Origin of the sequence: Mesorhizobium sp. M0830 (assembly GCF_040319965.1) — a bacterium.
Classification (GTDB): Bacteria; Pseudomonadota; Alphaproteobacteria; order Rhizobiales; family Rhizobiaceae; genus Mesorhizobium.
This window is the reverse complement of sequence record NZ_JAMYOR010000017.1, coordinates 93,323-111,003: the sequence shown is the minus strand read 5'-3', so window position 1 is coordinate 111,003 and position 17,681 is coordinate 93,323. Positions and strand designations below refer to the sequence as shown.

12 protein-coding genes and 1 tRNA gene are annotated in these 17,681 nt (G+C 61.9%); all 13 read right to left on the bottom strand.

Annotated features, from left to right (window positions below; all coding sequences use genetic code 11):
• Positions 1-261 precede the first annotated feature (261 nt).
• On the bottom strand, positions 262-927 hold the full coding sequence (locus NKI20_RS13325) for an O-methyltransferase (RefSeq protein WP_352831089.1): 666 nt from the start codon (positions 925-927) through the stop codon (positions 262-264).
• 136 nt (positions 928-1,063) lie between these two features.
• On the bottom strand, positions 1,064-5,260 hold the full coding sequence (gene rpoC / locus NKI20_RS13320) for a DNA-directed RNA polymerase subunit beta' (RefSeq protein WP_023762909.1): 4,197 nt from the start codon (positions 5,258-5,260) through the stop codon (positions 1,064-1,066).
• 129 nt (positions 5,261-5,389) lie between these two features.
• Positions 5,390-9,526 (bottom strand): DNA-directed RNA polymerase subunit beta, encoded by a 4,137-nt coding sequence (gene rpoB, locus NKI20_RS13315; RefSeq protein ID WP_023762908.1) that lies wholly within the window; start codon positions 9,524-9,526, stop codon positions 5,390-5,392.
• A 251-nt stretch (positions 9,527-9,777) separates the two neighbouring features.
• Positions 9,778-10,155 (bottom strand): 50S ribosomal protein L7/L12, encoded by a 378-nt coding sequence (gene rplL / locus NKI20_RS13310; RefSeq protein ID WP_023762907.1) that lies wholly within the window; start codon positions 10,153-10,155, stop codon positions 9,778-9,780.
• 54 nt (positions 10,156-10,209) lie between these two features.
• Positions 10,210-10,728, bottom strand: a complete 519-nt coding sequence (gene rplJ / locus NKI20_RS13305) for a 50S ribosomal protein L10 (protein ID WP_352831087.1) — start codon at positions 10,726-10,728, stop codon at positions 10,210-10,212.
• 376 nt (positions 10,729-11,104) lie between these two features.
• Complete coding sequence (gene rplA, locus NKI20_RS13300; protein WP_023762906.1) at positions 11,105-11,803, bottom strand: 50S ribosomal protein L1; 699 nt, start codon at positions 11,801-11,803, stop codon at positions 11,105-11,107.
• Between the two features lie 4 nt (positions 11,804-11,807).
• Complete coding sequence (rplK, locus tag NKI20_RS13295; RefSeq protein WP_013531410.1) at positions 11,808-12,236, bottom strand: 50S ribosomal protein L11; 429 nt, start codon at positions 12,234-12,236, stop codon at positions 11,808-11,810.
• 174 nt (positions 12,237-12,410) lie between these two features.
• Positions 12,411-12,938 carry a transcription termination/antitermination protein NusG gene (nusG, locus tag NKI20_RS13290; protein ID WP_013531409.1) on the bottom strand — a complete coding sequence of 176 codons (528 nt, stop codon included), beginning with the start codon at positions 12,936-12,938 and terminating at the stop codon, positions 12,411-12,413.
• Positions 12,939-12,965: 27 nt separating this feature from the next.
• Positions 12,966-13,169 (bottom strand): preprotein translocase subunit SecE, encoded by a 204-nt coding sequence (gene secE / locus NKI20_RS13285; RefSeq protein ID WP_013531408.1) that lies wholly within the window; start codon positions 13,167-13,169, stop codon positions 12,966-12,968.
• A gap of 398 nt (positions 13,170-13,567) precedes the next feature.
• Positions 13,568-13,643: transfer RNA gene (locus NKI20_RS13280), tRNA-Trp, on the bottom strand.
• Between the two features lie 194 nt (positions 13,644-13,837).
• A complete protein-coding gene (locus NKI20_RS13275) occupies positions 13,838-14,320 on the bottom strand; it encodes a group II truncated hemoglobin (RefSeq protein ID WP_352831085.1) in 483 nt (160 codons plus the stop codon).
• Positions 14,321-14,421: 101 nt separating this feature from the next.
• A complete protein-coding gene (locus NKI20_RS13270; protein WP_352831083.1) occupies positions 14,422-16,065 on the bottom strand; it encodes a COG3904 family protein in 1,644 nt (547 codons plus the stop codon).
• A gap of 163 nt (positions 16,066-16,228) precedes the next feature.
• Entirely contained in the window at positions 16,229-17,404 is a 1,176-nt protein-coding gene (gene tuf / locus NKI20_RS13265; RefSeq protein ID WP_013531404.1) for an elongation factor Tu, read from the bottom strand.
• Between the last annotated feature and the right edge of the window lie 277 nt (positions 17,405-17,681).

The window sequence follows — 17,681 nt, the reverse complement described above, 5'->3', positions numbered from 1 at the left end:
AATCCTCGGCGAGGTCACGTCAACCGAATGCCGAAATTACTTCACCGAGGCTGGCTATGCCCAACCTAAATTCATCCCGCTCTAACCTATTGCCGCCAACGCTCGTCCAACGCGGCTTCCTTTCCCTCCGGAGGGGGAAAGGTGGCGCTGCGAAGCAGCGACGGATTGGGGGAAGCCGGTCGTCAAACGAACAGCCGATGACAAGTGAGTACGAACGAGGTGGTCTGATGTCAGCGTCATTCAGACAACCATGGTGTGATCTCACTCGACGATCGCAATGGCAAAGCCGTCGTAGCCCTTCGCGCCGACCGTCTGGATGGCGGTGCCGTCCAGATGCTTCTCGCCGCCGATAAACGAGAACGCAGCGCGCGCGCCTTCGACTTTGGCGTCGCGACCATCCTCATTCAGCACGGCACCGTCGCGGATGACGTTGTCGCAGATGATGACGGTTCCGGGCAGAGACAGCCGCATGGCCCAGGACAGATAGTGCGGATTGTTCGGTTTGTCGGCGTCGATGAAGATGAGATCGAACGGCCCGGCATTCTCGGCCCCCAGAGCCGCAAGCGACTGAAGGGCCGGCCCGATCCGCAAGTCGATCCGCGCCGACACCCCTGCCCGCTCGAAATTCGATCGCGCGACCTTTGCATGGTGCTGATCGAGTTCAAGCGTCACGATCCTGCCGTCGGCGGGCAATTCCCTTGCCATCCAGATGGTCGAGTACCCACCAAGCGTGCCGATCTCCAGCACGTTCTTGGCGCCGCGGATACGCACCAGCAACGACAACAGTTTGCCTTGCGCGGCCGAGACATCGATCGCAGGCAAACCCTGATCGTGGTTGGCCGCCAGAACGGCATCAAGAACGGGATCTGAATCAAAAAGGGAGGCGACGATATAATCGTCGACAACGGCCCAGGTCTTTTCGCTCATGGCTTTCTCCTCAGATGCGGATATGGAAGCCTAAAGCGTGTCGCGTCTGAACGGAATTCGGGCGAGGTCTTTGACATGCTTCAAACGCGAAAAAGGGGCCGCTTGGGCCCCTTTTTCTTCTTCTCGTCTTCCGCGCTTACTGCGCGGCGTGCGTCATGTCGGCAAGCATCGGCTCGGCAACTTCCACACCGGAGGCCTTGCGGCGCTCGTCGATGATCAGTTCGTCGCGCGATGTGGCGATGCGCCGGATCTGGCTCATCGTGCCGCCGGTGCCGGCCGGGATAAGCCGGCCGACGATGACGTTTTCCTTCAGTCCCTGCAGCATGTCGGTCTTGCCGGCAACAGCAGCTTCCGTCAGCACTCGGGTCGTCTCCTGGAAGGAGGCGGCCGAGATGAAGGACGGCGTCTGCAGCGAAGCCTTGGTGATGCCGAGCAGCACGGGCTGGCCTTCGGCCGGCTTCTTGCCGTCCTCGACCAGGCGATCATTGACCTCCTCCAGCTCGATCACGTCGACGTGGTCGCCCGGAATGTAGGTCGAGTCGCCCTGCGTGGTGATCTCGACCTTCTGCAGCATCTGGCGAACGATCACCTCGATGTGCTTGTCGTTGATCGACACGCCCTGCAGGCGGTAGACTTCCTGGATCTCGTTGACGAGGTAGGAAGCAAGTGCCTCCACGCCCTTGATCGCCAGGATGTCGTGCGGCGCCGGGTTGCCGTCGAGGATGTAGTCGCCCTTCTCGATGACGTCGCCGTCCTGGAGGTGGAACGGCTTGCCCTTCGGGATCAGGTATTCGACCGGTTCAAGCGTCGAGTCATGCGGCTCGATGATGATGCGACGCTTGTTCTTGTAGTCGCGGCCGAAGCGGATCGTGCCGTCGATCTCGGCGATGATGGCGTGATCCTTCGGACGACGTGCCTCGAACAGTTCGGCAACACGCGGCAGACCGCCAGTGATGTCCTTGGTCTTGGCGCTTTCCATCGGGATACGCGCCAGCACGTCGCCGGGGCGAACCTGCGCACCCGGCTCGACCGAAAGAATGGCCTCGACCGAGAGCAGGAAGCGGGCGTCGCCGCCCTTCGACAGCTTGCCGACCTTGCCCTTGGCATCCTGGATGGCAATTGCCGGCTTCAGATCGTTGCCGCGTGGCGTCGAGCGCCAGTCGATGACCTCACGCTTGGTGATGCCGGTCGACTCGTCGGCCGTTTCCTGAACGGAAATGCCGTCGACCAGATCCTCGTACGACACCCTGCCCTCGATTTCGGTGAGGACCGGACGGGTATAGGGATCCCACTCAGCGATACGCTGGCCGCGCTTCACCTTGTCGCCATCGTCCACGAAGATACGCGAACCATAGGTGAGACGGTGCGTGGCGCGTTCCTTGCCGGCTTCGTCGAGGATCAGCACCGCCATGTTGCGGCCCATGACCATCTGCTGGCCGTCGGAGTTGCGCACCACGTTGCGGTTGCGGATCTCGACCTTGCCCTCATAGGAGGCTTCAAGGAACGAGCTGTCCACCACCTGCGCGGTACCGCCCATGTGGAAGGTACGCATGGTGAGCTGGGTGCCCGGCTCGCCAATCGACTGCGCCGCGATGACGCCGACTGCTTCACCCTGGTTGACCGGGGTGCCGCGGGCCAGATCGCGACCGTAGCAGACCGCGCAGACGCCAACCCTGACTTCGCAAGTCAGTGCCGAGCGAATGCGAACCGACTGGACGCCGGCCTTTTCGATCTGTTCCACGTCACGCTCGTCCATCAGCGTTCCGGCCTTTACCAGGATCTCGCCCGACACCGGATGGGTGATGTCGTCGAGCGACGTACGACCAAGCACGCGCTGGCCGACCGAAGCGACGACCTGACCGGCATCGACGATCGGCTGCATGGTAAGGCCCTTGTCGGTGCCGCAGTCGACGGAGTTGACGATGCAATCCTGCGCCACGTCGACAAGACGACGGGTGAGGTAACCCGAGTTCGCCGTCTTCAAGGCGGTGTCGGCCAGACCCTTGCGGGCGCCGTGGGTCGAGTTGAAGTACTCGAGCACGGTCAGGCCTTCCTTAAAGTTCGAGATGATCGGCGTCTCGATGATTTCACCCGACGGCTTGGCCATGAGGCCGCGCATGCCGGCAAGCTGACGCATCTGGGTGGGCGAGCCACGCGCACCGGAGTGCGACATCATGTAGATCGAGTTCATCGGCTTTTGACGGCCATTGTCCTCGAACTCGACCGCCTTGATGCGGGCCATCATTTCGTCGGCGACCTTTTCCGAGCACTTGGCCCAGGCGTCGACGACCTTGTTGTACTTCTCGCCCTGCGTGATCAGGCCGTCATTGTATTGCTGCTCGTATTCCTTGGCCAAAGCCTCGGTGTCGGAGACCAGCTTGATCTTGGCGTCCGGGATCAGCATGTCGTCCTTGCCGAACGAAATGCCGGCACGGCAGGCATGGCTGAAGCCGAGCGCCATGATGCGATCGCAGAAAATGACCGTCTCCTTCTGACCGCAGTGGCGGTAGACGGTGTCGATCATCTTGGAGATGTTCTTCTTGGTCATCTCCTGGTTGGCGGTCTCGTATGGCACGTTGACATTCTTCGGCAGAAGCTCGCCGATGATCATGCGGCCAGGGGTGGTGTCGTAGATTTTCGACACGACTTTGCCTTCGGCGTCGACCGTGCGGAAGCGTCCCTTGATCTTGGCGTGCAGCGTCACCGCCTTGGTCTCGAGCGCGTGCTGGAGTTCGCCCATGTCGGCAAACACCATGCCCTCGCCCGGCTCGTTCTGGTTGACGATCGAGAGATAGTAGAGACCGAGAACCATGTCCTGCGACGGCACGATGATCGGCGCGCCGGAAGCCGGGTGCAGGATGTTGTTGGTCGACATCATCAGCACGCGGGCTTCAAGCTGCGCTTCCAGCGACAGCGGCACGTGAACGGCCATCTGGTCGCCGTCGAAGTCGGCGTTGAAGGCCGTGCAGACCAGCGGGTGCAGCTGGATCGCCTTGCCTTCGATCAGGATCGGCTCGAACGCCTGGATGCCCAAGCGGTGCAGCGTCGGCGCGCGGTTCAACAGCACCGGATGCTCGCGGATGACCTCGTCGAGGATATCCCAGACTTCCGGACGTTCCTTCTCGACCAGCTTCTTCGCCTGCTTGACGGTCGAGGAGTAACCCTTGGCGTCGAGACGGGCGTAGATGAAGGGCTTGAACAGTTCGAGCGCCATCTTCTTGGGCAGGCCGCACTGGTGCAGCTTGAGCTCCGGACCGGTCACGATGACCGAGCGGCCGGAATAATCGACGCGCTTGCCGAGCAGGTTCTGACGGAACCGGCCCTGCTTGCCCTTGAGCATGTCGGACAGCGACTTCAGCGGACGCTTGTTGGCGCCGGTGATGACACGGCCGCGACGGCCGTTGTCGAACAGCGCATCGACGGCTTCCTGCAACATGCGCTTTTCATTGCGCACGATGATGCCGGGGGCGCGCAACTCGATCAGCCGCTTCAGACGGTTGTTGCGGTTGATGACGCGGCGATAGAGGTCGTTCAGATCCGACGTGGCGAAGCGACCGCCGTCCAGCGGGACGAGCGGGCGCAGGTCCGGCGGGATCACCGGGACCACCTTCATGATCATCCATTCCGGACGGTTGCCGGATTCCATGAAGTTCTCGACGACCTTGAGCCGCTTCAGATACTTCTTCTGCTTCAGCTCGGAGGTGGTCGAAGCAAGTTCCGAACGCAGGTCGCCGGCGATCTTCTCCAGGTCCATGCCGGCCAGGAGGTCGTGAATGGCCTCGGCGCCGATCATGGCGGTGAAGCTATCCTCGCCATACTCGTCGACGGCGATCATGTACTCTTCCTCGCTGAGCAGCTGGTGCTCCTTCAGCGCGGTGAGGCCGGGTTCGGTGACGATGTAGTTCTCGAAGTAGAGGACGCGCTCGATGTCCTTCAGGGTCATGTCGAGCAGCGTGCCGATGCGCGACGGCAGCGACTTCAGGAACCAGATGTGAGCGACAGGTGCCGCCAGCTCGATATGGCCCATGCGCTCGCGGCGAACGCGCGACAGCGTGACTTCGACGCCGCACTTCTCGCAGATGACGCCCTTGTACTTCATGCGCTTGTACTTGCCGCACAGGCACTCATAGTCCTTGATCGGGCCAAAAATGCGCGCGCAGAACAGACCGTCACGCTCCGGCTTGAAGGTGCGGTAGTTGATGGTCTCCGGCTTCTTGATCTCGCCGAAAGACCAGGACAGAATCTTCTCAGGGCTGGCAAGCGATATCCGGATGGAATCGAACACCTGCGCAGGCGCCTGCGGATTGAAGAGATTCATGACCTCTTGGTTCATGCCGTTCTCCTTTTCGGGGTCCTCGAAAACCCCTTGCATCTAGTCGCGAGCCAAACGCCCGCCGTCTTTGTCGGCCACTGGCCGTCGAATTCGATTGGCGCGCCGCGGAATCCGTGGCGCGCCATTGCCTTACTCAGCCGCGTCGGGCAGCCGCATAGGGCCGTCCTCGAGCTTGGTGTTCTCCAGCTCGACATTGAGGCCGAGAGACCGCATTTCCTTGACGAGAACGTTGAAGCTCTCGGGGATGCCGGCCTCGAAAGTGTCGTCGCCACGCACGATCGCCTCGTACACCTTGGTGCGGCCGGCGACGTCGTCGGACTTCACCGTCAGCATCTCCTGCAGCGTGTAGGCGGCGCCGTATGCTTCGAGCGCCCAGACCTCCATCTCGCCGAAGCGCTGGCCACCGAACTGCGCCTTGCCGCCCAGCGGCTGCTGGGTGACGAGCGAGTACGGACCGATCGAACGCGCGTGGATCTTGTCGTCCACGAGGTGGTGAAGCTTGAGCATGTAGATGTAGCCCATCGTCACCTTGCGATCGAACGGCTCGCCCGTGCGTCCGTCATAGAGCTGCGACTGACCGCTGGTGTGCAGGCCCGCCTGCTCCAGCATGATGTTGATATCAGCCTCATGGGCGCCGTCGAACACCGGGGTCGCGATCGAAACGCCGCGGCGCATCTGCTCGCTGAGGCGAACAATGCTCTCGTCGTCATAGTCGCGTACCGGCTCGTTGCGGTCGTTAGACGGAATGAAGCTCTCGAGCGTCTTGCGCAGCGGCTTGATGTCGCCGGCTGCCTTGTACGTGTCGATCAGCTCGCCGATCTTCCTGCCCATACCGGCGCAAGCCCAGCCCAGATGCGTTTCCAGGATCTGGCCGACATTCATGCGGCTCGGCACACCCAGCGGGTTGAGCACGATATCGGCATGAGTGCCGTCCTCGAGGAAAGGCATGTCCTCGACCGGAACGATCCGCGACACAACACCCTTATTGCCGTGACGGCCGGCCATCTTGTCGCCGGGCTGCATCTTGCGCTTCACGGCCACGAAGACCTTGACCATCTTCATGACGCCCGGAGGCATTTCGTCGCCGCGCTGGACCTTCTCGACCTTGTCCATGAAACGCTGTTCGAGCGCCTTCTTGGAATCGTCGTACTGGCCACGCAGGGCTTCGAGTTCGCTCTGGAGCTTTTCGTTCTCCACGGCAAACTGCCACCACTGCGAACGCGGATACTCGTCGAGCGTATCCTTGGACAGCGTCGAGCCTTTCTTGAAGCCCTTCGGTCCAGCGATCGCTTCCTTGCCGACGAGCACGTCGGAAAGACGCGCATAGACGTTACGGTCCAGGATGGCCTGCTCGTCGTCGCGGTCCTTGGCGAGGCGTTCGATCTCCTCGCGCTCGATCGCCATGGCGCGCTCGTCCTTCTCCACACCGTGGCGATTGAAGACGCGCACCTCGACGACGGTGCCGAAGGTGCCCGGAGGCATGCGCATCGAGGTGTCGCGCACGTCCGATGCCTTTTCGCCGAAGATGGCGCGCAGAAGCTTCTCTTCCGGCGTCATCGGGCTTTCGCCCTTCGGCGTGATCTTGCCGACCAGGATGTCACCCGGCTGAACTTCGGCACCGATATAGACGATGCCGGCTTCGTCGAGGTTCTTCAGCGCTTCTTCCGAGACGTTTGGAATATCGCGCGTGATTTCCTCCGGGCCGAGCTTGGTATCGCGCGCCATGACCTCGAACTCCTCGATGTGGATCGAGGTGAAGACGTCATCGGCGACGATGCGTTCGGACAGGAGGATCGAGTCCTCGTAGTTGTAGCCATTCCACGGCATGAACGCGACCAGCACGTTGCGGCCGAGCGCCAGATCACCGAGCTCGGTCGACGGACCGTCGGCGATGATGTCGCCCTTGTTGACCCGATCGCCCATACGAACCAGCGGACGCTGGTTGATGCAGGTGTTCTGGTTCGAACGCTGGAACTTCATCAGCCGGTAGATATCGACGCCGGACTTGCCCGGATCGAGATCCTCTGTGGCGCGGATAACGATACGCGTCGCGTCCACCTGGTCGACGATGCCGCCGCGGCGGGCGCCGATGGCGGCGCCCGAGTCACGGGCGACGATCGGCTCCATGCCGGTGCCGACGAACGGCGCCTCGGCGCGCACCAGCGGCACGGCCTGACGCTGCATGTTCGAGCCCATCAGAGCGCGGTTGGCGTCGTCGTTTTCCAGGAACGGGATCAGGGCCGCGGCCACCGACACCATCTGCTTGGGCGACACGTCCATCAGATCGACGTTTTCGCGCGGCGCCATCATCACTTCGCCGGCGCTGCGGCAAATGACGAATTCGTCGACGAAACCACCGTTCTTGTCGAGCTCGGCGTTGGCCTGCGCGACATGGTGCTTGGCCTCTTCCATCGCCGAGAGATAGACGACGTCATTGGTCAGCTTGCCGTCGACGATCTTGCGGTACGGGCTCTCGATGAAGCCGTACTTGTTGACGCGTGCGAAGGTGGCCAGCGAGTTGATCAGACCGATATTCGGGCCTTCCGGCGTCTCGATCGGGCAGATACGGCCGTAATGCGTCGGGTGCACGTCTCGCACCTCGAAGCCGGCGCGCTCACGGGTCAGACCGCCCGGTCCAAGCGCCGAAAGGCGGCGCTTGTGGGTGATCTCCGACAGCGGGTTGGTCTGGTCCATGAACTGCGACAGCTGCGAGGAACCGAAGAACTCGCGCACGGCGGCAGCCGCCGGCTTGGCGTTGATCAGGTCCTGCGGCATGACCGTGTCGATCTCGATCGAGGACATACGCTCTTTGATCGCGCGCTCCATGCGGAGCAGGCCGACGCGGTACTGGTTTTCCATCAACTCGCCGACCGAACGCACGCGGCGGTTGCCGAGATTGTCGATGTCGTCGATTTCGCCCTTGCCGTCGCGCAGTTCGACCAGCGTCCTGACCACGGCCAGGATGTCGTCCTTGCGCAGCACGCGCACGGTGTCCTCGGCCTTGAGCTCGAGACGCATGTTCATCTTGACGCGGCCGACGGCCGACAGATCGTAGCGCTCCGAGTCGAAGAACAGCGAGTTGAACATGGCTTCGGCGGTTTCGAGCGTCGGCGGCTCGCCCGGGCGCATGACACGATAGATGTCGAACAGCGCGTCCTGGCGGCTCTCGTTCTTGTCGACGTTGAGCGTGTTGCGGATATAGGCGCCGACATTGACATGGTCGATGTCGAGAACCTTGATCTCGTCCTCGCCCGTGCCGAGCAGCACCTTCAGCGTCTTCTCGTCGATCTCGTCGCCGGCTTCGAGGAAGATCTCGCCGGTGGCGTAGTTGACGATGTCCTCGGCCAGGTAGTTGCCGAGCAGATCCTCGTCGGTCGCCTTGATCGCCTTGAGACCCTTCTCGCCAAGCGCCCTTGCCTGGCGGGCGGTGATCTTCTTGCCGGCCTCGACAACGACTTCGCCCGTATCGGCATCGACCAGGTCGCCGACAGCCTTGAGGCCGCGGAAACGCTCGACGTTGAACGGAATGCGCCAGTGGTCGCCCGCACGCACATAGGTGATCTTGTTGTAGAAGGTCGACAGGATCTCTTCGCCGTCCATGCCGAGCGCCATCAGCAGCGACGTCACCGGAATCTTGCGGCGACGGTCGATGCGGGCGTGCACGACGTCCTTGGAATCGAACTCGATGTCAAGCCACGAACCGCGATAGGGAATGACGCGCGCGGCAAACAGAAGCTTGCCCGACGAGTGCGACTTGCCCTTGTCATGGTCGAAGAAGACGCCCGGCGAGCGGTGCATCTGCGAGACGATGACGCGCTCGGTGCCGTTGACGATGAAGGTGCCGTTCAGGGTCATGAGCGGCATGTCACCCATGTAGACGTCCTGCTCCTTGATGTCCTTGATGGACTTGGCGCCGGTATCCTCGTCGATATCGAACACGATGAGGCGCAGCGTCACCTTGAGCGGTGCGGCATAGGTGAGGTCGCGCTGACGGCATTCGTCAACGTCGAATTTCGGTCCTTCGAACTCGTACTTCACGAACTCCAGCATCGAGGAGCCGGAAAAATCGGAGATCGGGAAGACCGACTTGAAAACGGCCTGCAGTCCCTCGTCTGGACGCCCACCCTTGGGCTCCGCCACCATCAGGAACTGGTCATAGGACGCCTTCTGAACCTCGATCAGGTTCGGCATCTCCGCAACTTCCGGGATCTTTCCGAAGAACTTGCGTACGCGTCTGCGGCCATTGAAAGTCTGGGTCTGGGCCATCGTCGCTCCTTAGCTCTAAACTCGGGACGAACCTCGCCGCGGCTCGCCTTGCATGCTGGGCTACCTTGGCGGCAACCCTCTGTCTGTTTCCCGGTGCCTGTCGGCTGCCGGCTAGAACGGGAGAAAACCCGTTTCCTGAAGGCCGGTTTTCGGCCCTCAGGAAAGAGGTTCTCGTACGTCTCGCGTTACGCGTCCTCCCTTCCAGGCGAAGGGAGTGGCGGACGGCGCGAGGCCGCCCGCCGCTTTTACGCTTACTTCAGGTCGACCTTGGCGCCGGCTGCTTCCAGCTGGGCCTTGAACTTGTCAGCGTCGGCCTTGGAAACGCCTTCCTTGACCGGCTTCGGAGCCGCTTCGACCAGGTCCTTGGCTTCCTTGAGGCCAAGACCGGTGATGGCGCGGACTTCCTTGATGACGTTGATCTTCTGAGCGCCTGCCTCGGTGAGGACGACGTCGAATTCCGTCTTTTCCTCGACCGGAGCAGCTGCGGCCGCACCACCGCCAGCGGCGGCAACAGCCACCGGAGCAGCGGCGGAAACGCCCCACTTTTCTTCCAGAAGCTTCGACAGCTCGGCCGCCTCGAGGACGGTCAGCTTCGAAAGGTCGTCTACGATCTTTGCGAGATCAGCCATTGTTGTATTCCTTCATAAGGTTCGAACGTGTGTTTGTGATAGCGAGGAACGGCCTCATGCCGCCTCGTCCTTCCGGGCGTAAGCGCCGATGACGCGCGCGACCGAGGCCGCTGGCGCATTGACGATCTGGGCGATCCGGGTTGCCGGCGTGGCGATCATGCCAACCAGCCTGGCGCGCAGCTCATCGAGCGACGGAAGTGTGGCGAGTGCCTTCACACCGTCGGCATTGAGCGAGGTGGTGCCCATTGCGCCGCCGAGAATGACGAGCTTGTCATTTCCCTTGGCGAAATCGGACGCGACCTTCGGCGCCGCAATCGGATCCTCCGAATAAGCAATCAGCGTCTGTCCCCTGAACAGCTCGATGATCGATGCGGAGTCCGTGCCCTGAAGAGCGATTTTGGCGAGACGGTTCTTCGCGACTTTGACGGTGCCACCGGCGGCGCGCATTTTCGACCGAAGGTCGTTCATTTGCGCGACGGTGATACCGGCGTAGTGGGCCACGACCACTGAACCTGCGTTCGAGAACGCACCGTTCAGGCCCGTGACGAGTTCGCGTTTTTCCGCTCTGTCCACTGCCTATCTCCAGTTGACCCCTGCCCCATTAACGGGGACAGGCGTCGGGTTGCCTTTGTCGGCCGGGCCATCCAGTAACGGATCTCCCGAACGACGCTCGAGGATCCTGCCCCCTTTCGCCACATCGACAGTCAAGCCGGCGATGCGCAGACAAAAGGCAAACACGGTTCGAACCTTTCATTGGAGCGATCGCTCCGTTGTCCGGTCTTCACCCGTCTCATGCAGGCCCAAATCGAATTAAGGCTTCTGGGCCGCCTGCAATCTCGGACAGGATGTCCGGAAACCTCTCGGTTTCCGGTACCGGGCCGCCGACAAGTCGGAGGCCCGGAATTCACTTGCGGATCAGGCCTTTAGCGGCCCGATCCAAATGTTCGTATCAGGACGCTGTGAGCGTCGCGACGTCGAGCTTGAGGCCCGGACCCATCGTCGAGGTGACCGACACCTTCTTCACGTAGTTGCCCTTGGCACCAGCCGGCTTTGCCCTGGTCACCGCGTCGGCGAAGGCGCGGATGTTCTCTTCCAGAGCCGTGACCTCGAACGAGACCTTGCCGACGCCGGCATGAACGATGCCGGCTTTCTCGACGCGGAACTCGACAGCGCCGCCCTTCGATGCCTTGACGGCGGCGGCAACGTCGGTGGTGACGGTGCCAACCTTCGGGTTCGGCATCATGCCGCGCGGGCCGAGCACTTTGCCCAGACGGCCGACGAGCGGCATCATGTCCGGAGTGGCGATGCAGCGATCGAAATCGATCGTGCCCTTCTGGACGATGTCGACCAGATCCTCGGCACCGACGATGTCGGCGCCGGCGGCGCGAGCTTCGTCAGCCTTGTCGCCGCGCGCAAACACAGCGACGCGCACCGAGCGGCCGGTGCCGTTCGGCAGGTTGACCACGCCGCGGACCATCTGGTCGGCGTGGCGCGGGTCGACGCCGAGGTTCATGGCGACTTCGATGGTCTCGTCGAACTTGACCGAGGAACGGTCCTTGAGCAGCTTCAGCGCGTCACCCAGGGCATAAGCCTTGTTGGGATCGATGCCTTCGCGGGTCTTCGATACACGCTTTGCAATCTTTGCCATGATCTTAGCCCACCACTTCCAGACCCATCGAGCGGGCGGAGCCCTCGACCATACGCATGGCCGCTTCGACGTCGTTTGCGTTCAGATCCTTCATCTTCGCGGTTGCGATCTCGCGGACCTTGTCGCGCGAAACCGTACCGGCCTTGACCTTGCCCGGCTCCTTGGAACCAGACGTCAGGTTGGCCGCCTTCTTCAGGAAGTAGCTCACCGGCGCCGTCTTCATGACGAAGGTGAAGGACTTGTCCTGGTAGTAGGTGATGACGACCGGAACCGGCGATCCCTTTTCCATTTCCTGGGTCTGCGCGTTGAACGCCTTGCAGAATTCCATGATGTTGATGCCACGCTGACCAAGCGCCGGGCCGATCGGGGGAGACGGCGTCGCCGATCCCGCTTTCACCTGGAGCTTGAGCTGGCCTGCAATTTTCTTAGCCATCTCTTTTCCTGCCTTTGTCTATGCCGGCCCAACTGTCTGGGAAACCCGGCGGTTGCAGTCTGGTGGTGCGATCCATGCGGCCGGCTAAAGCCGCACTCGTCTCCCACCGCCCTCAAGAACCGCGCGATCTCCGCGCCGCTCTTTCCTGCCGCGCTTGGCGGCAGGGATTTCGGATCAGCCCTTTTCGACCTGTCCGAATTCCAGATCGACAGGCACGGCGCGCCCGAAGATCGAAACTTCCACCTTGAGCCGCGCCCGCTCCTCGTCCACTTCCTGGACGAAACCATTGAACGACGCGAAGGGACCATCCGAAACGCGGATCGCCTCGCCGATCTCGAACGTGACCGAGGGCTTGGGCCGCTCGACGCCTTCCTGCACCTGGTTCAGGATGCGCTGGGCTTCCGCCTCGGTGATCGGCACCGGCTTGGAGTCACCCAGGAAGCCGGTGACCTTCGGCGTGTTCTTGACCAGCGAGAACACAGCGTCGGTCAGATTGGCCTTCAGCAGTACATAGCCCGGGAAGAACTTGCGCTCGGCATCGACCTTGCGTCCGCGGCGAACCTCGACGACCTTCTCGGTCGGAACCACGATCTGGTGGATGTCGGCGGACAGGCCCTTCTGCTTGGCCTTGTTCTCGATATCCTCTGCGACCTTCTTTTCAAAGTTCGAATAGGCGTGGACGATGTACCAGCGCGCGGTCATTTCAAGACTTCTCCGTAATCGCCGGACTTAGCGTCCGATGCCCAGAATCTGTTCGACCGCGAGGCCCATGAGCTGATCAGCGGTGAAGAAAAAGATCATCGCGATCACAGCGAAAGCCAGGACCATGACCGTCGAGATCATCGTTTCGCGCCGCGACGGCCAAGTCACCTTGGCGGTCTCCGCGCGAACCTGCTGGAGAAAGACGAAAGGATTTGTGGTTTTCGAAGCCATATGCCGCTCTGTCTTCAAGACCCGTTGGCCGGGTCCCCTGGATGATCCCGCTGGCCGGGACGTGCCGCCTGAGCCAATCTCGCGCCGAATCAGCGCAAACAATTCGCCCATGCAAATCAGACGCGTAAAGCCGGCTTCCCAGCTCCACGCGTCGCGTGTCTGTTTCGTCTACATAAAACCGATTCTTGATCCACGCAAGTGGCAAGTGTCCGCTTTATGACCAAACGCCGCCTCGGAACCATCCAGTCGTTCCGTCCCGGCTATGGCGCCCTTATGCCCCAATTGAGCCAATATGGCAAGCGGGTCGCCGATTTTCAAAGGGTAGACCGTAGAAATATCGTTTTGAAACGCCATTTCGAAAAATGGCGAAATATCACGTTGAGTGCCATTTCGAGAAATGGCACGGGCAGCAGGGCTCGAACCTACGACCTGCGGTTTTGGAGACCGCCGCTCTACCAACTGAGCTATGCCCGTATCGTGCGCATGTCGGCGCAGCAGGCGCTTCCTAAAAGCTTCCGCTCGCTCTGTAAAGAGTGGTTTGCACGCAAACGCGCCTTAAGCCCGTTCCTCAGCACCAGATGTTCGAGGCTGGAGCCACCTCACTCGCGCCAGCGCAGGACCTTGAAGTTTTTCAGCATCGCTCCGGGACCTCCCGTGGCGACCGAAAGCTACTTTGGATCCGGCGGCCGATACGGCCCGCCAGGCACGCCCCAGCCCCAGGCCGGCATCGGTTCCGTCTCGGGATCGCAGGTTTCGCCGAGATTGGAGTTCATCTTGGCCAGCCGCGATCCCCATTCGACATAGCCCATGAAGGCCGAACGGAATTCCGGATCGTCGGGCAGGCCGACCGCGTCGGCGGCATCGGCAAGGAGGTTGATCCAACGGCGGCGCTGCTCCTCGGTCAGATGCTTGCCCAGATGGTGCATGACCATCTCGCGATGGCCGCCCAATTGCTCGCTGTAGGTTTTAGGTCCGCCGAACACCTCGCCGATGAAGGCCGCGACATGGGCGGGATGATCCGGCGACATGGCCTTGAACACCGGCCCGACGATCGGGTCCTGCGCCACTCTGTCGTAGAAAGTCCGGGTCAGCCGGTTCAACGCCTCGCCGCCGCCGGCCCAGTCGTAGAGTGTCGGGATATCCTGGCTCATTCTCGATCCTCCGCCGGCCCCGTAGCCGCCAGCAGCGACGATAGCGGAAAAGTCGAGAATGGCTCAACCTGCCTCGATGGCCAGTCTTCGACCTCGGCGCCCTACAATTTGGCGGGCGCGTCAGCCTCGGCATTGGCGGAAGGCCGGATCCGGCAATTCTGCGGTTTCGGCACAGCGCCGCAGATGGTGGCGCCGGTCAGCGCGTCGACGGATTGCGAGCTCGTCGTCAGCCCGAGCCTCAGCATCATGCCTGGTTCCAGCTGCCGCTCGACCGAGCGCCCCTCGATCGCCGCGAACAGAGCAGGGCCGAGCGCCATCTCCTCGAGATAGGCCTTGACCACCTGCTTTTGCCCCATCGGGTAAAGGCTAAGCCGCGCACGGGAACCGACAAGCCGTTTCGCCCCGCCGGCAAGCATAAGCGCACAGGCCGAACCGCATTCCACTCCCGCATCGATGCTCAGCCCGGCATAGGCGCCCTCCTTGGCCAGGCAACTCCACTTTGCCGGGTCACAGTCGACGAAGTCGGTGCGGCCAACGGCGACGTCGAGCTTCCTTTGGTGGATAAGCCGTCCCGCCGCCAGAGCGCCAAGCAGGTCGCCACCTTTTGAGCTGATCACGACAGGCAGTTGCCGGTCGCCAAGCGTGGCAAGCAACTGGCGCAGTTTTTGCGGGGTCTGAGGCGTGATCGCACCTTCCGCCGAGATCCATTCCGGGCAATCCGGATTGCACAGTGGATTGCTGCCGCGAACCACGACGAAACGCATGTCGTCATCGCGCTGCACGCCCTCGGGCTCGGCCGGCAGTGGGGCAGGCTTGGCCGCGGTCGTCAGGCCATCGGGCTTGTTCCCCGGTATTTCCAGGCAATTCCCGGCCAATCGGTCCGGCCTGCACAGGCCTGCGGCGGTCAACAGGTCCGCAGCATCCAGGCTGGTGACCAATTTCATCCTCAGCATGTCGTCGAGGGCGATCTGGTGGATTTCGGTGGCCGGCGTGCTCTTCATCGTTTCGAGTACGCCCTGATCGATGCCCATCTCGTCGAGATAGGCCGCCAGCCTTTTCTCCACCGCCTTGCTCATCTCGTAGGTCTTGTAGCTGCCGGCGTCCTGGCGGCTGACGATCCTTGTGTTGAGCACTTTCTTCTTGCCACCCACGATGCGGTAGGTGGTCCTGTATTGCAATTTCGTGCGGATGTAGGTCGTGGTGATCTGGTGGACGCCGAGAAACGCCCATTCGCCAACCACACGCCGGACACCGCCGGCAAACATCAATGGGCAGGCGGAGTTGCACATGGCGCCGTAGTCAACGACATCGCCGAGGTAATGGGCGCCATTCTTGTTACGGTCCTGGCAACCCTCCGCGTCAGGGTGGCAACCGGAGAACACCGTCTTGCCGATCGCGATATCAAGCATGTTCTTGCGCATCAGCCGGCCAAGCGCCAGCGCCGCCTCGACATTGCCGCCGGGAGAATCCACGACAATCGGCAAGCTTCGCCCACCAAGCGTCTTCAGCATGCGCCTGAACAGGGCCGGCGTTCCGGCTTCTATCGAGCCTTCGGCCGAGATCCATTCCGGGCAGGTCGGCTCGCACCCCGGTGCATTGCTGCGGACAATGACGAACCGCATCGTCGGACCGGGACCCGGGGCAGTATCCGCCGCAAAGGCACGTCCCGCAACAAGCAACGCCAGCAGGCAGATCAGCCGCAGCGACCACAATGCCCGCCGATGGAAAAGGCGCTCTGAGAGCATTTGGAAAAAAGCCCCTTATTGGAAATGTATACTAGACGAGGTCCAAAGGCTTGCAACAGGACTCGGGCGGCAAGGCGAACACCCGATCGCCAGGCAAAAGAAAAGGGCGGCCCCAAGGACCGCCCTTTCCGTCTCGAAGCCGACCGGCACAGGCCGGTGTCGGTTATTCCTTGATGGTGACGACGATGCCCGCACCGACGGTGCGGCCGCCTTCACGGATAGCGAAGCGCAGCTTCTCTTCCATGGCGATCGGCACGATCAGCTCGACATCGACGGTGATGTTGTCGCCCGGCATCACCATCTCGGTGCCTTCCGGCAGCGACACGATGCCGGTCACGTCGGTCGTGCGGAAATAGAACTGCGGACGGTAGTTGGTGAAGAACGGCGTGTGACGGCCACCTTCGTCCTTGGTCAGGATGTAGGCTTCGGCCACGAACTTCTTGTGCGGCTTGACCGTACCCGGCTTGGCCAGAACCTGGCCGCGCTCGACACCTTCACGGTCGACGCCGCGCAGCAGCGCGCCGATGTTGTCGCCAGCCTGGCCCTGGTCGAGCAGCTTGCGGAACATCTCAACGCCGGTGCAGGTCGTCTTGGTCGTCGGACGGATGCCGATGATCTCGAGTTCCTCGCCGACCTTGACCACGCCGCGCTCGACGCGACCGGTCACCACTGTGCCACGGCCCGAGATCGAGAACACGTCTTCGATCGGCATCAGGAACGGCTTGTCGAGCGGACGAACCGGGGTCGGGATGTAGGCATCGACCGCAGCCATCAGCTCACGGATCGCGTCCTCGCCGATCTTCTTGTCCGAATCTTCCAGAGCAGCCAGCGCCGAACCCTTGACGATCGGAATGTCGTCGCCGGGGAACTCGTTCTTGGTCAGAAGCTCGCGAACCTCGAGCTCGACCAGTTCGAGCAGCTCGGCGTCGTCGACCTGGTCGACCTTGTTCAAAAACACCACGATCGACGGCACGCCGACCTGACGGGCGAGCAGGATGTGCTCGCGGGTCTGCGGCATCGGGCCGTCGGCAGCCGACACGACCAGGATCGCGCCGTCCATCTGCGCGGCACCGGTGATCATGTTCTTCACATAGTCGGCGTGGCCGGGGCAGTCGACGTGAGCGTAGTGGCGGTTGGCCGTCTCGTATTCGACGTGCGCCGTCGAGATCGTGATGCCGCGCGCCTTTTCTTCAGGGGCAGCGTCGATCTGGTCGTAGCGCTTGTATTCACCAAAATACTTGGTGATCGCAGCCGTCAGCGACGTCTTGCCATGGTCGACGTGGCCAATCGTGCCGATGTTCACGTGAGGCTTGTTACGCTCGAATTTACCTTTTGCCATAGTCTCTTTCCTTGGACGGCCCGGATCTTCAGTTCGGTCGAAGACCTTCAGTTCAGTCGAATGCGGGGCGATTAGCGACAAAGGCCAGAAAACACAAGCGTCTTTTGGCTGGGTGCCGTCTCACTCAGTCCGAACCATCGATCCGATTGCGGGGATGTGGCCCGGATATAGGAAAGCTCAATACCAAATGAAACGGGTGACAAGCCGATCGACTGAAGCCGCGTTAGCGCTGCCGTGCTTGCGTAATCCCCTGTCTGATCCACGGCCGGGCCATGGA

Coding starts and splice junctions, on each gene's coding strand:
- tuf (WP_013531404.1), bottom strand. CDS start 17,404: ATGGCAAAAGGTAAATTCGAGCGTAACAAGCCTCACGTGAACATCGGC.
- rplA (WP_023762906.1), bottom strand. CDS start 11,803: ATGGCAAAGATTGCAAAGCGTGTATCGAAGACCCGCGAAGGCATCGAT.
- nusG (WP_013531409.1), bottom strand. CDS start 12,938: ATGACCGCGCGCTGGTACATCGTCCACGCCTATTCGAACTTTGAAAAG.
- secE (WP_013531408.1), bottom strand. CDS start 13,169: ATGGCTTCGAAAACCACAAATCCTTTCGTCTTTCTCCAGCAGGTTCGC.
- NKI20_RS13270 (WP_352831083.1), bottom strand. CDS start 16,065: ATGCTCTCAGAGCGCCTTTTCCATCGGCGGGCATTGTGGTCGCTGCGG.
- rplL (WP_023762907.1), bottom strand. CDS start 10,155: ATGGCTGATCTCGCAAAGATCGTAGACGACCTTTCGAAGCTGACCGTC.
- NKI20_RS13325 (WP_352831089.1), bottom strand. CDS start 927: ATGAGCGAAAAGACCTGGGCCGTTGTCGACGATTATATCGTCGCCTCC.
- rplK (WP_013531410.1), bottom strand. CDS start 12,236: ATGGCTAAGAAAATTGCAGGCCAGCTCAAGCTCCAGGTGAAAGCGGGA.
- rpoB (WP_023762908.1), bottom strand. CDS start 9,526: ATGGCCCAGACCCAGACTTTCAATGGCCGCAGACGCGTACGCAAGTTC.
- rpoC (WP_023762909.1), bottom strand. CDS start 5,260: ATGAACCAAGAGGTCATGAATCTCTTCAATCCGCAGGCGCCTGCGCAG.
- NKI20_RS13275 (WP_352831085.1), bottom strand. CDS start 14,320: ATGAGCCAGGATATCCCGACACTCTACGACTGGGCCGGCGGCGGCGAG.